The organism is Microbacterium sp. NPDC056057 (genome assembly GCF_042266945.1).
GTDB classification, from domain to species: domain Bacteria; phylum Actinomycetota; class Actinomycetes; order Actinomycetales; family Microbacteriaceae; genus Microbacterium; species Microbacterium trichothecenolyticum_C.
This window is the reverse complement of record NZ_JBHJWS010000002.1, coordinates 110,352-129,399: the sequence shown is the minus strand read 5'-3', so window position 1 is coordinate 129,399 and position 19,048 is coordinate 110,352. Positions and strand designations below refer to the sequence as shown.

Genomic DNA, 19,048 nt, shown 5'->3' with positions numbered 1-19,048 from the left:
TGCTCTTCTCCTGGGTCCGCGGCGGGCGTGGGAGAATGGGCGGATGCCGACCCACACGCCCGTCGCCACGCCTGCTGCCACCGAGGTCACCGAGTCCCGCGAGGGCTTCGAGTACGAGGTCGCCGACCTCTCGCTCGCGGAAGCGGGGCGCCATCAGCTGCGCCTCGCCGAGAACGAGATGCCGGGGCTCATGGCGCTGCGCGAGGAGTTCGGCGCGTCGCAGCCGCTGAAGGGCGCCCGCATCGCGGGGTCGCTCCACATGACGGTGCAGACCGCGGTGCTCATCGAGACTCTGGTGGCCCTGGGCGCGCAGGTGCGCTGGGCGAGCTGCAACATCTTCTCCACGCAGGACGAGGCCGCCGCGGCCGTCGTCGTCGGACCGACCGGCACCGTCGACGCCCCCGCCGGTGTCCCGGTCTTCGCGTGGAAGGGCGAGACCCTCGAGGAGTACTGGCGCCTCGCCGACCGCATCTTCGACTGGACGGCCGAAGGCTTCGACGGCCCCAACATGATCCTCGACGACGGCGGCGATGCAACGCTCCTCGTTCACAAGGGCGTCGAGTTCGAGAAGGAGGGTTCGGTTCCGGATGCTGCGGCCGACGACTCCGCCGAGTACCGCATCGTCCTCGAGACCCTGCGTGCCAGCCTCGCGCGCGACCCGCAGCGTTTCACGCGCATGGCGGATGGCCTGCTCGGCGTCACGGAGGAGACCACCACGGGCGTTCACCGCCTCTACGAGCTCGCGGCATCCGGCGATCTGCTGTTCCCCGCGATCAACGTGAACGACTCGGTGACGAAGTCGAAGTTCGACAACAAGTACGGCATCCGCCACTCGCTCCCTGACGGCATCAACCGCGCCACCGACGTGCTGATGGGCGGCAAGGTCGCGTTCGTGTGCGGCTACGGCGACGTGGGCAAGGGCGCCGCCGAGGCGCTGCGCGGGCAGGGGGCGCGCGTCATCGTCAGCGAGGTCGACCCGATCTGCGCGCTGCAGGCCGCGATGGACGGCTACCAGGTCGCGCGGCTGGACGACGTCGCCGGCGAGGTCGACATCGTCATCACCGGCACCGGCAACAAGGACGTCGTCACGACCGCGGACCTGCTCAAGCTCAAGCACCTCGCGATCGTCGGCAACGTCGGCCACTTCGACAACGAGATCGACATGGCGGGCCTCGAGTCCCTCGCCGGGGTCGAGAAGATCGAGATCAAGCCCCAGGTGCACGAGTGGCGCCTTCCGAACGGGCGCAGCGTGCTGGTGCTGAGCGAGGGCCGTCTGCTGAACCTGGGCAACGCGACGGGCCACCCGTCGTTCGTCATGAGCGCGTCGTTCACGAACCAGGTGCTCGCTCAGCTCGAGCTCTTCACGAAGCGCGACGAGTACCCGACCGCGGTCTACGTGCTCCCCAAGCACCTCGACGAGAAGGTCGCGCGTCTCCACCTCGACGCGCTCGGCGTGCAGCTCACCGAGCTCACCCCCGAGCAGGCGTCGTACATCGGCGTGCCGGTCGAGGGCCCGTACAAGCTGGAGCACTACCGCTACTGAGCGCGGCCCCCGGACTCAGCGCTCGGGGAATCCGCGCGGCGGCGCCGAGACCGGACCCGCGAGCGCATCAGCGCGTGCGGTCTCGAGCCGCAGCGCCCGCAGCTCGCGCTCGCGGCGGACGGCGACGACCCCGATGAGGAACGTCTCGGGGTCGACGGACGGCACCGGTGAGACGTGTTCGGCGGCTTCTCGGGCGAGGGATGCGGCGACCCGCGCGCGTGCGGTCGGCTCCATGCTCGCCGCCGACCGGGCGAACTGAGCCAGGCGCCGGGAGAGGCGTTCGGGGAGTCGCGCGACGTCCGCGACGGCTGCCCATTCGGCGAGCTGAGGCGGGATTCCGAGCTGCGGGTCGGGGAGGCGCGGCGTGCGCGTGCGCTCGGAGTAGGTTCCGGCGAGGAGGTCGCCGAGACGCTGCGACCGAGGGGTGAAGGCGCCGACGAGCGCAGCGACGGCGCCCACCGTGAACCACAGCTCGAACACGCCCACGAAGGCGCGGATGAAGGCGTGACGGAAGCCGGAGGCGCCGCCGTCGGCCCGCACGATGCGGCCGCCGACGGCGAGCTTGCCGAGGCTGCGACCGTGGCTGGTGGTCTCGACGACGGTCGGGATCACCACCATGACGAGCACGAGAAGCACGATCGTGAGGATCGGCATCACCGCCTCGTCCACGGCGCCGATGCCCGCGAGCCAGGTGATGCCCCACACCAGCAGCAGGAACACCGCGACGCCGAGGATCATGTCGATGATCACCCCGAGTGCACGCATGAAGAAGCCGAGCGGCTGCACGTCGAGCGCGACGGCCTCGCCGGTGAGCACCTCGTCCTGGTGGATGTCGACGATGGCGGGCTGCTCGGCGGGCATGGCTACAGTAAAGCGCATGGACCTCGACGCGCTGACGGCGGCTCGGCGCGAGGAGTGGGCGCGCCTCGACGAGCTCAGCCGCGCCCGCCGCCTCTCGGGCGCCGAGGTGGACGAGCTGGTCACCCGGTATCGCGCGGCCTCCGCCGACCTCGCCGATGCGAAGACATCGGCGGGCCGCAGCGTCCAGGGCGATCACATCTCGACCATGCTGGGCCGCGCACGGCTGCGGCTGACCGGTGCGCCCGAGAACGTCATGCGCCAGATCCCGCGCTTCTTCGCGCTGCAGCTGCCGGCCGCGCTGTACCGCGTGCGCTGGACCACCCTCGCGATCGCGGTCGGCTTCGTCATCGTGATGGTCGTCGTCGCGCTGTGGGTCTCCGGTGATCCTGCGCTGATCGCGAGCCTCGGAAGTCAGGCGCAGCTCGAGAAGTACGCCGAGAACCAGTTCACGGACTACTACAGCGAGAACCCCGCGGCGGTGTTCGCCGGAACGGTGTGGACCAACAACGCCTGGATCGCCGCGCAGTGCGTGCTGTTCGGCATCACCGGCATCTGGCCGATCATGGTGCTCGTGCAGAACGCGGTCGGCGTCGGCACCGCGGCGGCGATCATGGCGGCGTTCGACCGGGGCGACGTGTTCGTGCTGTACATCCTCCCGCACGGTCTGTTGGAGCTCACGTGCATCTTCGTGGCCGGGGCTGCGGGGCTGCAGATCTTCTGGGCCTGGGTCGCACCCGGGCCCCGCTCGCGCGGCGAAGCCCTCGCCGCGGCCGGTCGCTCCCTCGCGACGATCGCGATCGGCCTCGTGATCGCGCTGGGCGTGTCGGGCGTCATCGAGGGCTTCGTGACGGCGCAGCCCTGGCCCTGGCCGGTCAAGATCGGCATCGGTGCGGCGGCGCTCTCCCTGTTCCTCGTCTACATGCTCGTGGTCGGCCGGCGTGCGCACCGCCTGGGGGAGACCGGCGATCTCACCGAGTACGAGGCGGGAACCCCGACGCTCGTCGCGGGCTGATCCCGGAGACGGATGCCGCATATCACTGTTTTGAGTTAATCAAAACAACGCTAAGCTCAGGGTATGACCCCGCACACCGACGTCGATGCGCGCGCCGTCGACACGGCGACGCGACTGCGTGCCGCGGGGCTGCGGGTCACCGATTCGCGGCGCGCGGTCGTCGATGCGCTGATCGAGCGCCCTCACGCGAGCGCCGACGAGCTGTTCGCCGTCGTCGCCCGGACGCTTCCCGCCACGAGCCTGCAGTCGGTGTACAACGCCCTCGGCGACTTCGTCGACGCCGGCCTCGCGCGCCGCATCGAGCCCGCGGGCCGCCCTGGTCTGTTCGAGCTGCGCGTCGACGACAACCACCACCACCTCATCTGCTCGCAGTGCGGCGCCGTCGAAGACGTCGACTGCGTCGTCGGCGCGGCACCGTGCCTCACGCCCGCCGATGCGCACGGCTACGCGGTGCAGGTGGCCGAGGTGACGTTCTGGGGCATCTGTCCCGCATGCGCGAACGCGGCATCGACGGCCGGCGAGCCGGCTGCCTCCGTCGCGGCGCGACCCTGATCCTGTCCGATTCCCAGCCCATCCGATTGGAAGGAAGCCATGACCGACACCAACGACACGATCCCGGAGATCGGTGAGAACCCGACCGACGCCGATCAGGCGGTCACCCCGATCGACACCCCGGTCGACGAGCGCGAGGACGGCGAGACCCGCCCGCGCCCGAACGAGACCGAGGGCTGCCCCGTCATCCACGGCGGCCAGCCGCATCCGACCACCGGCAACGCCAACAGCGTCTGGTGGCCGAACCAGCTGAACCTCAAGATCCTCGCCAAGAACCCGGCGGTCGCCAACCCGCTCGGTGAGGACTTCGACTACAAGGCGGCCTTCGAGTCGCTCGACCTGGCCGCGGTCAAGGCCGACATCGCCGAGACCCTCACCACGTCGCAGGACTGGTGGCCCGCCGACTTCGGCAACTACGGCCCGCTCATGATCCGCATGGCGTGGCACAGCGCCGGCACGTACCGCGTGACCGACGGCCGCGGCGGCGGCGGCGCCGGTCAGCAGCGCTTCGCACCGCTGAACAGCTGGCCCGACAACGTCAACCTCGACAAGGCGCGCCGCCTCCTCTGGCCGGTGAAGAAAAAGTACGGCCGGTCGCTGTCGTGGGCCGACCTCATGATCCTCGCGGGCAACGTGGCGCTCGAGTCGATGGGCTTCGAGACCTTCGGCTACGCCGGTGGCCGTGCCGACGTGTGGGAGCCGGACGCCGACGTGTACTGGGGTCCCGAGACCACCTGGCTCGCCGACGAGCGCTACTCCGGCGACCGCGATCTCGAGCGCCCGCTCGCCGCCGTGCAGATGGGCCTCATCTACGTGAACCCGGAGGGCCCGAACGGCGAGCCCGACCCGCTGAAGTCGGCGCGCGACATCCGTGAGACGTTCGGCCGCATGGCGATGGACGACGAGGAGACCGTCGCGCTCATCGCCGGTGGCCACACCTTCGGCAAGACCCATGGCGCCGCGCCCGACACGAACGTCGGCGACAACCCCGAGGCCGCCGGCCTCGAGGAGCAGGGTCTCGGCTGGAAGAACGGCCACGGCACCGGCCACGGCGACGACACCATCACGTCGGGCCTCGAGGTGACGTGGACGTACCACCCGACGCGCTGGGACAACGAGTTCTTCCACATCCTCTACGCCTACGAGTGGGAGCTCATGCGCAGCCCGGGCGGAGGCCACCAGTGGCGCCCGATCAACGGCGGCGGCGCCGACATGGTGCCTATGGCGCACTCGAACGGCCGTCGCGAGCCCCGCATGCTCACGAGCGACCTGGCCCTGCGCACCGACCCCGCGTACGACGAGATCTCGCGGAAGTTCAAGGACGACCCCGAGGCGTTCGCCGACGCGTTCGCGCGCGCCTGGTTCAAGCTCACCCACCGCGACATGGGCCCGATCGAGCGCTACCTGGGCGCCGAGGTCCCCGCCGAGGAGCTGCTCTGGCAGGACCGCGTGCCCGCGGTCGACCACGAGCTCATCGACGCGGCGGACGCTGCGGCGCTGAAGGCGCAGATCCTCGACAGCGGGCTGAGCGTGTCGGAGCTCGTCGAGACCACGTGGGCGGCAGCATCCTCGTTCCGCGGCAGCGACAAGCGCGGGGGCGTCAACGGCGCCCGCATCCGCCTCGCCCCGCAGAAGGACTGGGAGGTCAACAAGCCCGCCCAGCTCGCCACGGTGCTCGCGAAGCTCGAGCAGATCCAGGCCTCGTTCAACGACGGCCGCGCCGACGGCAAGAAGGTGTCGCTGGCCGACCTCATCGTGCTCGCGGGCAACGCGGCGGTCGAGAAGGCGGCGAAGGACGCCGGCGTCGACGCCGAGGTGGTCTTCCACCCGGGCCGCACCGACGCCACGCAGGAGCAGACCGACGTGACGTCGTTCGCGTTCCTCGAGCCGACCACCGACGGATTCCGCAACTACTACGGACCGCAGGCGTTCATGCCCGAGGAGCACCACCTCATCGACCGCGCGAACCTGCTCACGCTGAGCGCGCCGGAGCTGACGGTCCTCGTCGGCGGCCTGCGCGTCCTCGGCGCGAACTGGGACGACTCGGAGTACGGCGTGTTCACCGACCGCAAGGGCGAGCTCACGAACGACTTCTTCGTGAACCTGCTCGACCTCGGCACGACCTGGAAGCCGCTCGACCCGGGTGCGCACGCGTTCGCGGGCGCCAAGGACGGCTCGGGCGCGCCGGTGGGCATCGGCACGCGCGTCGACCTGCTGTTCTCGTCGAACTCGGAGCTGCGCGCCGTCGCCGAGGTGTACGCGTCGGACGACGCGAACGAGAAGTTCGTGCGCGACTTCGTCACGGCGTGGGGCAAGGTCACCGAGCTCGACCGGTTCGACCTCGTCTGACACCCGCCGACCCGCAGCAGAGCGGCCCGTCCCCGAAAGGGGGCGGGCCGCTCTTCGTGTTGTGTGCGGAGACTACTTGACGCGCGCCTCGGCCTGCACCGGAGGCAGCGTGCCCTTGGGCTCGAAGAGCGCGCGGTGCAGGACGCCGGCGATGAGGCCGCCGACGATCGGGAACACGATGAACACCCAGAGCTGCGACAGCGGGCCGGGACCGCCGTAGATCGCGGCGGCGATCGAACGGGCCGGGTTGACCGACGTGTTGTCGATCGGGATCGAGATCAGGTGGATCAGGGTCAGCGTGAGGCCGATCGCAAGCGGAGCGAGCGCCGCCGTGCCCCGGGTCGAGTGGGTGACACCGAGGATGATGAGCACGAAGATCGCCGTCAGCAGAACCTCGGCGATGATCGCCGCGCCCAGCTCGAAGCCGCCCGGGGAGCCGAATTCGCCGGTGCCGTAGCCGTTGGACGCGAAGCCGCTGTCCTGGGCGTTGGCGAGCCAGTTGTCGGTGCCGAAGATGCCGATCAGTACGATGAGCGTCGTGCCGAGGGCGCCGCCGATCACCTGCGCGATGATGTAGCCGATCGTGTTCTTCCACTCGAAGCGGCCCGCAGCGGCGAGGCCGAGCGTGATCGCAGGGTTGAAGTGGCCGCCGGAGATCGGCCCCCAGGCGTAGGCGCCCGCCACGACCGTCAGACCGAACGCGAGCGCGACCCCGACGAAGGCGATGCCCAGCGGGTTGCCCTCGTCACCGGCCGGGAAGTTGGCCGCGAACAGCGCCGCGCCGACACCGCCGAAGACGAGCAGAAACGTTCCCAATGCCTCCGCGACGAGCCTGTTCACCGTGGTGGGCGGGATGGTGGTATCCGACATGGCGGACTCCTTTCCTCGCCGCGAGGCTAGCGGCATGTTCAGCGGTTTCCCAGGAACCGCACGCGGAGTGTCTGCGTATAACGCCTGATCTCCACAAGTTTCCTCAGCGGTTCAGGCGGTGGTCGCGACCCGTTTGCGGTGTCGGATGCTGCTCCTCGACGTCTCAGAGACGACCGGCGGCCTTCAGCGCGAGGTAGCGGTCGGCGATGCGGGGCGGCAGGTCCTCGGGCGTCGCGGCGATCGCCTCGCCTCCGGCGCGGCTGATCGCCGCCGCGACGACGGCGGCGTCGTGGGCGCTCTGCTCGATGGCGGCGGCGCGGTACACGTCGGCGGCGTCGGGCCGCTCCGCGGGCGCGTCCTGTTCGTCCGTGACCGTGCCGACCAGCACGTGCGCCCCCTGCGCGAGGGCGGGCAGCGACCCGAGGAATCCGCGCGCCGCCTCGGCGGCGTCCTGCGCGGTCAGGAGCACGACCAGGGACGGGCGGGAGGTGAGCGCGCGCACCTGCGCGAACGCGGCATCCCAGTCCGTGTCGATCAGCTGGGGTTCGACGGGCGCCATCGCGTCCACCAGCGCGGGCAGCAGACCGGGTCCGTCCACGCGTGTGGCGCGGGCGCGGATCGTGCGGTCGAACATCAGCAGGTGCACGTGGTCGCCCGCCCGGTTCGCCAGCGCCGCCAGGAGGAGCGCGGCCTCCATCGCGGCATCCATCCGCACCCCGTCGCCCACGCGCGCGGCCGCCGTGCGCCCGGTGTCGATCACGATCACGACGTGCCGGTCGCGCTCGGGGCGCCAGGTGCGGAGCATGGTCGTGCTGGCGCGCGCCGTCGCGCGCCAGTCGATCGATCGCACGTCGTCGCCGCGCACGTACTCGCGCAGGCTGTCGAACTCGGTGCCCTGACCGCGCACCTGCACGCTGGTGTTGCCGTCGAGCTCGCGCAGCCGGGCGAGCCGCGATGGCAGATGACGTCGGGCGGTGAAGGGCGGCAGGACGCGCACGGCGCCGGGCTCGTCGAGGCGGGCCTGTCGTCCGGCGAGGCGCAGCGGTCCGTCGGACCGTACGACGACGAAGCGTGAGCGCAGCTCGCCCCGGCGACGGGGGAGCAGCGGGACGGCGATGGTCCGGGCCTCGCCGGGCGGGATGACGACGGCCGGTCGTTGCGCAGGAGCTCCCGCCGTCGGCTGCCACGCGTCGCGGATGCGGCCCCGCAGCGTGCGCTCGCCGCCGTTGCGCAGGACGAGTTCGGCGACGACGGGCTGGCCGAGGAGCACGCGCCCCGGCATCCTTCGCGTCACCGCGATCCTGCGGGGATCCGGTGCCGCCGCGGCGTCGCCGAGCATCGCGACGAGGCACAGCAGCACCCACCCCGTGGCCGCGATCCATGCGTCGACGCCCGCCGCCGAGAGCAGCGCGACGGGGAGCGCTCCGACGGCGAGGAGCAGCGGCAGACGACCGGTGACGTACATGCGGCTCAGATCGGGACGCGGGTCTGCTGCAGCACCGAGCCCAGCACGGCGTCGACGGACACGCCCTCGAGCTCGGCGTCGGGACGCAGCCGGATCCGATGGCGCCACGTCGGCAGCAGCATCGTCTGCACATGATCCGGCGTGATCGCCGGGTACCCACCCAGCCATGCCCACGCCTTCGATGCCGCGAGCAGCGCGGTCGCCGCACGCGGGCTCACCCCGAGCTGCACCGAAGGGCTCCGGCGCGTGGCCTGCGCGAGATCCACCACGTAGCCGAGCACGTCGTCCGAGACGGTGACGGATGCCGCGGCCCGCTGTGCCGCCCGGATCTCGTCGGCGCTCGCCGCACGGCGCAGGCCCGCGCCCGCGAGGTCGCGCGGGTCGAAGCCGCTCGCATGGCGGCGCAGCACCGCGAGCTCGGCATCCCGTGCCGGCACCTCGACGATGAGCTTCAGGAGGAACCGGTCGAGCTGCGCCTCGGGCAGCGTGTAGGTGCCCTCGTGCTCGATCGGGTTCTGGGTGGCCGCGACGAGGAACGGGTCGGGGAGGGGCCGGGTCACCCCGTCGGTCGAGACCTGGCGCTCCTCCATCGCCTCGAGCAGAGCCGCCTGCGTCTTGGGCGGCGTGCGGTTGATCTCGTCCGCGAGCACGACGTTCGTGAAGACCGGGCCCGCGCGGAACTCGAACTCGCCGGTCTTCGCGTCATACACGAGCGAGCCCGATACATCGCCCGGCATGAGGTCGGGCGTGAACTGGATGCGCTTCGTGTCGAGACCCAGCGCCGTCGAGAACGCCCGGACGAGAAGGGTCTTCGCGACGCCGGGCACCCCCTCGAGGAGCACGTGACCACGCGACAGCAGGGCGATCAGCAGGCCCGTCACCGTGCCGTCCTGCCCGACCACGGCCTTGCCCACCTCCAGGCGGACGCGGTTCATCGCCTCGCGCAGCGCGGCGTCGTCGAGGGGTGGGCGGTCCGTCGCGGCGGGCGCCTCGGTGCTCGCGGTGGCGGGCGTGTCCGTCATCGGGGACTCCTTTCGGGGCGGACGGCCGTGCGCACGGCGTCCTCGAGGTCTCTCAAGCGTGTGCTCAGTGCGACGAGATCCGCGTCGCTGCGGGGGATGTCGTCGATCAGGATGCCGCGCGCGATCCTCCGGTCGAGCCCGGTGCGGCCCGCGGCGGCGTCGGCGATCTCGGGGGCGGCGGCGTTCGCGCCGAGGCCGAGGAGGCCGGCGATGCGCCGCAGCGCGCCGATGCGCAGGCGGTCCGCGGCGTGCAGCGGATCGCCGGCGCGCGCGTAGAGGCGGGCGCGGCCCTCGGTCGTCTCGGAGGCGCGCACGGTCACGGGCAGGGTCTCCGCGACGAGCGGGCCGAACCGACGGCCGCGCCAGACGCCCGCGGCGACGCCCGCGATGAGGAGGAGCACGATGACCGCGCTCACCCAGGGCGGCGTGAGGTCGCCGAGCGACGGGTTCGCGTTCGCGAGGTCGGTGTCGCCGGGATTCGGGACGTACCAGACGACGAGCGGATGCCGCCCCAGCAGGTTCACCGCGAGCGCGGCGTTGCCGTTGTCGGCGAGGTGCTCGTTGGCGAACAGCGGGCGGGCATCGATGGCGGCGACGCGGCCGTCCTCGGCGGAACGGACGAGCAGACCGGACCCGGCGTCCGCCGGATAGCACGCCGCGGCATCGCCCGTGCTGTAGACGGCCCCCGGGGCGACGGCACCGGCGCGCAGCGCCGCGTCGACGTCGCAGTCGGGCTCGATCGCCGTGTCGGGGGCGACCCCGGCGGGCGCGGAACCCGGGAGCAGGAGATCGAGCGTGCGGGCACGTGGCTCGATGAGCACGATGTCGGTCGCGTCGGCGGCGAGGTCGGCGATCGCCTCGTCCGAGAGCGCCGGCGCGTCCGGGAGGACGAGGGTCGCGGGCGCCGTGCCCAGAACCTCCGATGCGGCCGCGCGATCTCGCACCACTCGCACGTCGACGCCGTGGTCGCGCAGGATCTCGGCGAGAGCGCGGGTGCCGCCAGGGCCGGTCGAGTCCGGGTCGAGCGCGTCGCGCTGGGCCCACTGGTTGACCGCCGACACCGCCCCGCCGATCCCGCCGATCACGAGCAGCGCCAGCCCGATCGAGACCCACGCCGCGATCCGCCGGCCGCGCCGGGGTCCAGCTGGGCCCACGCGCCCGGAGGCTCCGCCCGGCGCGCCAGCGCCGGGTGGAGGGGACGCGGGGACCGGAGTCGACGTCTCCAGCGGGGTCGCCGTCGCTGTGCTCACGCGGGGACCTCCTCGCGGATGACCGGGCGGGCCGCGGCGACGGCGTCGTCGGCGGACTCGACGAGACGGTAGAGGTCTTCGCTCCCCGGACGCCGCAGGTACCGGACGTCGTCGAACGCGGTGGCCGCGGCTTCGAGTCGGGGCTCGAGCGCGGGGAAGGCCGCCCCTGCGGCCCGAGCGAACGCGTGCACGGTCGCGCCGGGCGGCGGGTCGACGACACCGCGTTCGAGGCAGCCGCGCGCGAGAGCGCGGAAACGCAGCACGATCGCCGCGTCCCAGTCGGCCGCACGGGCGCGCTCCGCGGCGGCCGCACGAAGCTCGGCGGCCGAGCGGTGCTCGGCCTCGCCGAACAGGAGCGGCGTCCGCGGCGCGGCGCGCCGGGTCACCCGCGGCACGCCCCACAGCAGAAACGCGGCGATGATGACCACGGCGACGACGATCGCGGCGACGAGCGCGAACGTCGAGCCCCACCCGCCCGAGAGGTCCGGGTTCAGAAGCGACGCGATGAAGTCGCCGACGGCGCGCGCGATGCGGTCGAACGGCGTCGGCTCGGCGATGTCGTAGGCCGGGTCCGACAGCTCCTGCTCCGCCCACCGCCGCGCCTCGTCACCGTCCGGCGTGAGCGGTGGGACGGCGTCGGACGCGCGCGCGAGCGTGCGCAGAGCGGCGGGGATCAGGCCCACGGCGACTCGCGGTCGGCGCCGTCGGGTGCGGCGCCGGGGGCGGTCCAGCGAGTGGGGGAGGGCTCGTCCGCGGGCGCCGGGGTGGCGGGGTCTGCGGCGGGCGGAGCGACAGGCGGCTGCGCAGGCGCCGGGGCCGCTGGGCCGGGCTGTGCGGCTGCGCCGTACACCGGTTGCGCGGGCGCACCATTCGCCGGCTGCGCCGGAGCACCGTAGGCAGGCTGGGCCGGTGCGCCGTAGCCGGGCGGCACGCCGTAGCCCGGCTGGGCCGGTGCGCCGTACCCCGGCTGGGCCGGTGCGCCGTACCCGGGCGGCATGCCGTAGCCCGGCTGCCGTCCGTATCCTGCGGGCGGCCCGTAACCCGGTTGCGCCGGTGCCGTGGAGAACACCGCGCCCGCCGGCGGCGGCGGGTACCCCGGGGTCGCATATCCGGGCGGGTACGGCGCGTAACCGGGCGCCGGGTATGCCCCGGGAACGCCCCGCGGCGCGATCTCGCGCCCGATGTGCTCGCGGTAGGGATCGGCGAGGGCGGTGGCTCCGGAATCGCGGCGCTCCACGTACGCGAGCAGGTCGAGGTCGAGCCCTTCGCGCCGCATACGGCAGTCGATGTAGATCAGAGCGGTCGCGGTCGACTGCACGACGACGGCGACGGACTGCAGGAGCAGCGTGAGCACCTGCGTGAGGAGGGTCGCGGCGATGAAGCCGATGATGGCCGTCGGCTCGGGGTCGCCCGTGGGGGCGATGATCGTCGTCAGCCCCATCGAGAGGAAGCTCATCGGCAGGCTCACGACCTGCGCGACGGCGGCGAAGATGACGCTGATCACGATGATGATGCCGAGGGCCGGCCAGAAGCGCCGGCGCGTGAGGGTCCACGAGCGCGACAGCGCCCGGAGGATCGTGGCGTGCTCGACGATGATGGCGGCCGGCACCAGCAGGAGCTTGATCATCAGCCACCACGTGAGGGGGATCGCGGCGAGGATCACGAGGACCGTCAGCAGGATCGCCGCCGGCGGCGCCGCGATCGCGATGCCGACGATCCCGAGCACGACCACCGCGACGACCGCGACGACCGCCAGGACGACGAGCAGCGAGTAGCCGATGAGGCGCCAGGCGATCGGCTTGACCTGACGCCAGAGCGCGCCGAGGGTCTGCTTCTCGGCGACGGCCGCGCGCGTCACCTCGACGACGACGATGCCCTGCACGATGACGCTGAGCGCGCCCGCGGCGAGCGACAGCACGATGCCGGCGACGGCGGTGAGCGCGATCGACCCCGCCATGACGGTGTCGTACTCCTCGGTGCCCGGCCGCAGTGTGTCGAGGCGGGAGAACGACGCCCAGCCGATGGCGAGCACGCCGCCGAGGACGACGATGTACGCGAGCGTCTGCACGACGAGCGCGAAGCCCAGCAGCACGCGCGGGTTCTGCCGCAGCGCCGAGAACGAGCGGCCCAGGATCGTGCCGAACGACAGCGGGTGCAGCGGGATGATCCCGGGGCGTGACGCCGGCGTCCAGGCCGGGTATGCGGACACGATTCCCCTCTCGGTCGGCGGCGCGTCATGGGCTGTGCGGCGCGTCGGCCGCGCCCCTCAGGACGGCGCTTGCCCCTATCGTTCCACATCGGAAGGATGCCGCAGCCGCCGTGTGGATGAGCCTCTCGTCGTCCGTTCGGGCGAGCTTCGGCCGGTCCACAGCCCTGGTCGACTACTCTGTGGGAAGCGCATGGGGACGCGCACGTCGTCCTCTGCGCCTGGACAGAAGGAACGAACGCGCGCGATGACTTCACGCATCCTGGTGGTCGACGATGACACCGCCCTTGCCGAGATGATCGGGATCGTGCTGCGCACGGAGGGATTCGAGACGGTCTTCTGCGCGGACGGTGCCGAGGCCGTCGACGCGTGGCGCACCGAGCGTCCCGACCTCATCCTCCTCGACCTGATGCTGCCGGGCATGGACGGCATCGAGATCTGCACCCGGATCCGCGCGGAGTCCGGCATCCCGATCATCATGCTCACCGCCCGCACCGACACCGCTGATGTCGTGAAGGGCCTCGAGTCGGGCGCCGACGACTACATCGTCAAGCCGTTCAACCCGAAGGAGCTCGTCGCCCGCATCCGCACCCGGCTGCGTCCCGCGAGCCAGCCGGCGAACGACTCGCTGCGGATCGGCGACCTCACCGTCGACGTCGCCGCGCACGAGGTGCGCCGCGGCGACGGGCCGATCGCCCTGACGCCCCTCGAATTCGAGCTGCTCGTCGCCCTGGCATCCAAGCCGCAGCAGGTGTTCTCGCGCGAGATGCTGCTCGAGCAGGTGTGGGGGTACCACTACAAGGCCGACACGCGCCTGGTGAACGTGCACGTGCAGCGGTTGCGGGCGAAGGTCGAGAAGGACCCCGACAACCCCAAGATCGTGACGACCGTGCGCGGTGTCGGATACCGCGCCGGCGCCGTCGTCTAGACGGCCATGACCGCGCCCATCACGGCCGTGACGCCGGCGCGCGCCCGCGTCCGGTGGTGGCGCCTCTGGCGGGCATGGCCGAGGGACATCGCGGGCCTCTGGCGGCGCTCGCTCCGGTTCCGCACGATCCTCGTCACGATCGGCCTCACCGCGCTCGCCGTCGTGATCGCCTGCGTGTGGATGGCCCTCGCCATCCAGAACGACCTGTTCGCCTCCCGCAAGGACCAGGTGCTGATCGACGCCGAGCAGGCGCGCGCCGCGGCGCAGCGGACCCTCGACGCCTCGGTGCAGAACGACTCCATCCAGCTGCAGAACGTCATGACCCTGGCGTTCACGGCGCTGCGCGACCAGTCGTCGGCCACGATCGTCGGCGCCTACCGTATCGGCCCCCTCGTGCCCAACGCGCCGCAGGACTTCAGCACCAACGAAGAGGTGATGAACGAGCTGCTGACCCCTCCGATGCGGGCACTCGTGCGCACCAACCCCGACCAGCAGATCTGGCAGCCCGTCGCGCTTCCCGTCGGTGACGACTCCACGGTCCCCGGGATCCTGGTGGGCCAGCAGCTCACGATCGACAATGTCGCGTCGTACGAGCTCTATCTCGCCTACGACCTCGCCAACGCCCCGGAGACGCTCACCTTCGTGCAACGGACCCTGTGGGTGGTCGGCATCGGTCTCGTCCTCCTGATCAGCGGCATCGCGTGGTTCGTGCTGAGATCCGTGACGACCCCGATCAGCGAGGCCGCCGACACCAGCGCCAAGCTCGCGTCCGGGCGCCTCGACGTGCGTCTGGAGGTGCGCGGCGAGGACGAACTCGCGACCCTCGGCCGGTCGTTCAACGCCATGGCCGACAGCATGGAGTCGCAGATCAAGGAGCTCGCCGACCTCTCGCTCGTGCAGCAGCGCTTCGTCTCCGACGTGTCGCACGAGCTGCGTACCCCGATGACCACGATCCGCCTCGCCGCCGACATGATCAACGACCAGCGCGAGGACTTCGATCCGGCCACCGCACGCGCGGCCGAGCTGCTGAATGCGCAGGTGCAGCGATTCGAGACCCTCCTCACCGACCTCCTCGAGATCAGCCGGTACGACGCGGGCTCCGTCCAGCTCGAACTCGAACCGACGAGCCTCGCCCACCTTGCGGAAGACGTGATCGGCTCGATGCAGCAGCTCGCCGAGCAGCACGGCACCGACGTCCGCCTGGTGGCGCCGGGAGGATATTCCCCCGTCGACATGGACCCCCGCCGCGTGCGCCGCGTGGTGCGCAACCTGCTCGGCAACGCGATCGAGCACGGCGAGGGCCGGCCCATCGTGGTCAGTGTCGACAGCAACCAGCAGGCCGTCGCCATCGGCGTGCGCGACTACGGCATGGGGATGAAACCCGAGGACGTCGAGCACGTCTTCGACCGCTTCTGGCGCGCCGATCCCTCGCGCAAGCGCACGATCGGCGGCACGGGCCTCGGCCTGTCGATCGCGCTCGGCGACGCGAAGCTCCACGGCGGCGAACTGGCGGTGTGGTCCGAGGTCGGCCGCGGCACGAACTTCGTCCTGACCCTCCCGAGACAGGCGGTGCCGCTCGCGGGGGAGTCGCCGATCCCCGTCGATCCGGGCGACGACGCGGTCGCCGCCCTCGATGACCTCGGTCTCACCACACCGATCGAGCTGCCACCGGGCGGCGCGACCGACACGGATGCCGGCACCCGAGGAGGATCCGCATGACCCGGGTACGCGGCATCCTGGCCCTCGTCCTCGCGCTGTGCGCGGTCGTCGTGACCGGCTGCGCGGGCTTTCCCACGAGCGGGCCGCCGGAGTACGGGCTCGAGAACGGCAACACCGGCAACGGATCGCAGAACGTCGTGTTCATCCCGAACCGGCCCCAGCCGGGTGCCACGCCGCAGCAGATCGTCGAGGGGTTCATCGACGCCGGTTCGGGTCCCGGCGTCCGCGGCAATTGGGCCGTCGCGCGCGAGTTCCTGGCACCGTCCCTCGCCGAGACATGGAATCCGGATGCGGGGGTGATCGTGGACGAGCGAGCCGAGCGCGACTATGTCGAGACAGGCGAGGGCATCGTCGATTTCGCCTCCGAGGTGGCCGGGACGGTCGACGACAGCGGTGCCTACCAGCGGGCGGACCTCTCTCCCGGCAACTGGACGTTCGAACTCGCACAGCAGGACGACGGCGAGTGGCGCATCACCGAAGCGCCAGACGGGGTCTGGCTTGATGAGGCGCAGTTCCCGCAGGTGTTCCACCGCTACCCGCTCATGTACTTCGACCCGTCGTACCAGTACCTGGTGCCCGACGTCCGCTGGTTCCCGGTCACCAAGGCGGCGGGAAGCATCGCTCTGGCGCTGGTCAACAAGCCGAAGAGCGAGTGGCTGGCCGAATCGGTCGAGACAGCGTTCCCAGATGGCGTGTCAGCGGTCACTGTCGTGCCCACCGCCGAGGAGGGGGTGTCCGACGTCGCGCTCACAGGCGACGCGATGCTGGCAGCGAGCAGTGAAGCGCGTAACCGCATGCTCACGCAGCTCGAAGAGAGCCTGCGCGCCGCGGGCGTGGCCGAGGTGGTGATGACCGTCGGCTCCACCCCGATCGACGCGGAGCCCGTCGCTGTGCGCTCCACCCGCGTGCCGGCCACGCCCCTGGTGCTGACGCAGGCCGGATTCGGATTCCTCACGGGCGACGAGATCGACAAGATCCCCGGTCTCTCGGCTGCCGTCGAAGCTGCGTCGCCGCTGAGCGTGCAGGTCGGGGCCGAGCGGGACCTCGCCGCAGCGCGCCTCGCCTCGGGAGCAGTGGTGAGGCTGAACTCCGCCGGCACCGAGCCTGAGGTGCTGGACACCCGGCCGGGATTGGTCGATCCGGTGATCGACCAGTACGGGGTCGTGTGGAGCGTTCCCCAAGACGACCCGGCTGCGCTGCGGGCGTACCTGCCCAACGGCGATGTGATCGAGGTCGCAGAGGCGTGGGGCGAAGGGACGGCCGTCGCCGGCATGGCGCTGTCGCGGGACGGCACGCGCCTGGCCGCCGTGGTGAGCGCGGGCGGGCGCTCGGTGGTGTCGGTGGCCGGTGTCATCCGCGACGACATCGCGCCGGTGCGCCTCGGTCAGCCGATGCAGCTCGCCGTCGCGGGCGGCGCGGTGATCGGCGTCACGCGGATCGGCGTGACGTGGATCGACGACGTCTCGGTCGGCGTGCTGACCAGCGGCGCCGACGCCGACTCGACGGTCATCGAGCAGGTGGTCGGCGCGCCGACCTCCACCTCGACGGCGTCTTCGGGCATGGCCTCGATCGCAGGAGGGAGCGGCATCTCGAGTCTGCGGCTGCGGGCCGAGGACGGGACGCTCTACGTCAAGCGCGGCACGAGCTGGCAGCCCACCGCGACGGGGATCGGGGTTCTCGCGACCCAGCAGGGCGCGCCGCAGTAGGGGGTTCCTCCCCAGGGCGGTGCCGGCGCCGGCGGTCCACCGATCCGGGATGCGGGAGCCGACACCGCAGCGCGTCTCCGAGATGCTGAGGCGGTGATGCCGGAGATCCTCGTCGCCGTGCGGGAGGCGTGCGCCGATGCGCTGGCGCTGCTGCTTCCCGTCTCGTGCGCGGGGTGCGACGAGACCGACGTCGCCCTCTGCGAGCGCTGTGCGCTCGCCCTTGCTCCCGACCCCCGGGGGCAGCTCATCGAGGCCCCGGGCGGCCCTGTCGCGGTGTGGAGCGGCCTGGCCTTCGAGGGGGTCGCGGCGCGCGTCCTGCGCGCGATCAAGGAGGACGGGCGCACGGGCCTGGCCGAAGCACTCGCCCCGGCGCTCACGGCGGCGCTCGTCCACGCCGGTGCCGAAGACGCCGTGTGCGTGCCCCTGCCGACCTCGCGCCAGGCGTATCGCCGACGCGGCTACCGCGTGCCCGATCTGCTCGTGCGTCGCATCGGCCGGCGGCCGCGCCGCCTGCTCCGGTACGCCCGTCGTACCGGGGATCAGCGCGGGCTCGACCGCGACGCCCGGGCGCGGAACGTCGCGCAGAGCCTCGTGGCCACGGGCGGCGCGGGGCGGCGGGTCGTGGTCGTCGACGACGTCGTGACGACCGGTGCGAGCCTCGCCGAAGCGGTCCGCGCACTGCGTGCGGAGGGTGCCGACGTGGTGGCGGCGATCACCGTCGCAGCCACTCCGCGGAGGCATCCCACGGGTCGGTGAACGGCTTCCCGACGCAATCGAAACTCACAGGTGACAGAGTCCGAACGCCCGGCTAGCGTGGGGGTGACAAGGCGACTGATGGTCCGCCCTTGGCCGGGCGGACCGGAACAAGGAGGTCAAGGATGGAAACCAGCATCGTCGGCGTGGGAGTGGGGATCACAGATCGCTTCCGCGGTGTCGTCGAGGAGAAGGCCCTCCGCATCGAGAACCTCGCGCCCCGCGCTCAACGCGTGGAGGTCAAGGTCACGCACCGGGCGTATCACAACGGTCGCATGGAGGATGAGACCGTCGAACTCACTGTCAACGGCAAGGGGCCCGTCATCCGGGCCGAGGCGACGGACGGCGACAAGTTCACCGCCCTCGACCTCGCGGTCGACAAGCTGTGCGAGCAGCTGCGCCGCGCGAAGGACAAGCGCGTCGACGCGCGCAACCACCCCCGCGGCGCCAAATTCGAGAAGGGCAGCGGCGCGCTCCAGGGGATCGATCTGCAGCCGGCATCCGTCGACGTGCTCCGCGCCGTCGCCACCGGCGAGATCCCGATCATCACGGGCAACGAGGAGGAAGAGGGCTACACGCCCGTCGTCATCCGCACGAAGGAGTTCCACCCCGAATGGATGTCGGTGGAGGAGGCCGTCGACCGCATGGAACTGGTCGGCCATGACTTCTTCCTCTTCATCGACGCCCGCACCGACCACCCGAGCGTCGTGTACCGCCGCAAGGGCTGGGACTACGGCGTGATCTCGCTCACCACGCAGACGCAGCCGGACGAACTGGCGTCCTGACACGTACTCCGAGGGGTGCGGCTGCTC

Annotated in this window: 16 protein-coding genes; 9 read left to right on the top strand and 7 right to left on the bottom strand. The window is 71.7% G+C overall.

Annotated elements, in window-relative coordinates; all coding sequences use genetic code 11:
* The first annotated feature begins 43 nt into the window (after positions 1 to 43).
* Positions 44 to 1,543 carry an adenosylhomocysteinase gene (gene ahcY, locus ACFC1K_RS08440; RefSeq protein ID WP_375871260.1) on the top strand — a complete coding sequence of 500 codons (1,500 nt, stop codon included), beginning with the start codon at positions 44 to 46 and terminating at the stop codon, positions 1,541 to 1,543.
* A 15-nt stretch (positions 1,544 to 1,558) separates the two neighbouring features.
* Here ahcY and ACFC1K_RS08435 read toward each other — a convergent pair whose 3' ends face one another.
* Positions 1,559 to 2,404 (bottom strand): RDD family protein, encoded by an 846-nt coding sequence (locus ACFC1K_RS08435; RefSeq protein ID WP_375871259.1) that lies wholly within the window; start codon positions 2,402 to 2,404, stop codon positions 1,559 to 1,561.
* Positions 2,405 to 2,420: 16 nt separating this feature from the next.
* Between ACFC1K_RS08435 and ACFC1K_RS08430 the strand changes: the two genes are divergently transcribed.
* The 3 genes from ACFC1K_RS08430 to katG all read left to right on the top strand — a co-directional run bounded on the left by ACFC1K_RS08430 (position 2,421) and on the right by katG (position 6,317).
* Complete coding sequence (locus tag ACFC1K_RS08430; RefSeq protein WP_375871258.1) at positions 2,421 to 3,416, top strand: stage II sporulation protein M; 996 nt, start codon at positions 2,421 to 2,423, stop codon at positions 3,414 to 3,416.
* 63 nt (positions 3,417 to 3,479) lie between these two features.
* Positions 3,480 to 3,968 carry a Fur family transcriptional regulator gene (locus ACFC1K_RS08425; RefSeq protein ID WP_375871257.1) on the top strand — a complete coding sequence of 163 codons (489 nt, stop codon included), beginning with the start codon at positions 3,480 to 3,482 and terminating at the stop codon, positions 3,966 to 3,968.
* A gap of 39 nt (positions 3,969 to 4,007) precedes the next feature.
* On the top strand, positions 4,008 to 6,317 hold the full coding sequence (katG, locus tag ACFC1K_RS08420) for a catalase/peroxidase HPI (RefSeq protein WP_375871256.1): 2,310 nt from the start codon (positions 4,008 to 4,010) through the stop codon (positions 6,315 to 6,317).
* Positions 6,318 to 6,389: 72 nt separating this feature from the next.
* On the opposite strand, the gene aqpZ is transcribed toward katG, so the two are convergent.
* From aqpZ to ACFC1K_RS08390, 6 genes are all read right to left on the bottom strand, one after another.
* Positions 6,390 to 7,187, bottom strand: a complete 798-nt coding sequence (gene aqpZ, locus ACFC1K_RS08415) for an aquaporin Z (protein ID WP_310289395.1) — start codon at positions 7,185 to 7,187, stop codon at positions 6,390 to 6,392.
* Between the two features lie 163 nt (positions 7,188 to 7,350).
* Positions 7,351 to 8,652: a DUF58 domain-containing protein gene (locus ACFC1K_RS08410; RefSeq protein ID WP_375871255.1), complete on the bottom strand. Its 1,302-nt coding sequence runs from the start codon at positions 8,650 to 8,652 to the stop codon at positions 7,351 to 7,353.
* 5 nt (positions 8,653 to 8,657) lie between these two features.
* Complete coding sequence (locus ACFC1K_RS08405; protein ID WP_056370478.1) at positions 8,658 to 9,674, bottom strand: MoxR family ATPase; 1,017 nt, start codon at positions 9,672 to 9,674, stop codon at positions 8,658 to 8,660.
* Positions 9,671 to 10,828 (bottom strand): DUF4350 domain-containing protein, encoded by a 1,158-nt coding sequence (locus ACFC1K_RS08400; protein ID WP_375871254.1) that lies wholly within the window; start codon positions 10,826 to 10,828, stop codon positions 9,671 to 9,673. Before ACFC1K_RS08400 ends, ACFC1K_RS08405 begins: the two co-directional genes overlap by 4 nt.
* A 92-nt stretch (positions 10,829 to 10,920) precedes the next feature.
* Positions 10,921 to 11,607 carry a DUF4129 domain-containing protein gene (locus ACFC1K_RS08395; RefSeq protein WP_375871253.1) on the bottom strand — a complete coding sequence of 229 codons (687 nt, stop codon included), beginning with the start codon at positions 11,605 to 11,607 and terminating at the stop codon, positions 10,921 to 10,923.
* Positions 11,598 to 13,133 (bottom strand): glycerophosphoryl diester phosphodiesterase membrane domain-containing protein, encoded by a 1,536-nt coding sequence (locus ACFC1K_RS08390; RefSeq protein WP_375871252.1) that lies wholly within the window; start codon positions 13,131 to 13,133, stop codon positions 11,598 to 11,600. Before ACFC1K_RS08390 ends, ACFC1K_RS08395 begins: the two co-directional genes overlap by 10 nt.
* Before the next feature lie 244 nt (positions 13,134 to 13,377).
* On the opposite strand from ACFC1K_RS08390, the gene mtrA reads away from it, so the two are divergent.
* The 5 genes from mtrA (at position 13,378) to hpf (ending at position 19,021) form a co-directional block, all read left to right on the top strand.
* A complete protein-coding gene (gene mtrA, locus ACFC1K_RS08385) occupies positions 13,378 to 14,058 on the top strand; it encodes an MtrAB system response regulator MtrA (protein ID WP_045297395.1) in 681 nt (226 codons plus the stop codon).
* Positions 14,059 to 14,064: 6 nt separating this feature from the next.
* Positions 14,065 to 15,777: an MtrAB system histidine kinase MtrB gene (mtrB, locus tag ACFC1K_RS08380; RefSeq protein WP_375871251.1), complete on the top strand. Its 1,713-nt coding sequence runs from the start codon at positions 14,065 to 14,067 to the stop codon at positions 15,775 to 15,777.
* A complete protein-coding gene (locus tag ACFC1K_RS08375; protein WP_375871250.1) occupies positions 15,774 to 17,483 on the top strand; it encodes an LpqB family beta-propeller domain-containing protein in 1,710 nt (569 codons plus the stop codon). The genes mtrB and ACFC1K_RS08375 overlap by 4 nt, the downstream gene beginning before the upstream one ends.
* A gap of 96 nt (positions 17,484 to 17,579) precedes the next feature.
* Positions 17,580 to 18,239 carry a phosphoribosyltransferase family protein gene (locus ACFC1K_RS08370; RefSeq protein WP_375871249.1) on the top strand — a complete coding sequence of 220 codons (660 nt, stop codon included), beginning with the start codon at positions 17,580 to 17,582 and terminating at the stop codon, positions 18,237 to 18,239.
* Between the two features lie 122 nt (positions 18,240 to 18,361).
* Positions 18,362 to 19,021, top strand: coding sequence for a ribosome hibernation-promoting factor, HPF/YfiA family (gene hpf, locus ACFC1K_RS08365; RefSeq protein ID WP_310289407.1), 660 nt, complete (start codon positions 18,362 to 18,364; stop codon positions 19,019 to 19,021).
* Positions 19,022 to 19,048: the final 27 nt, after the last annotated feature.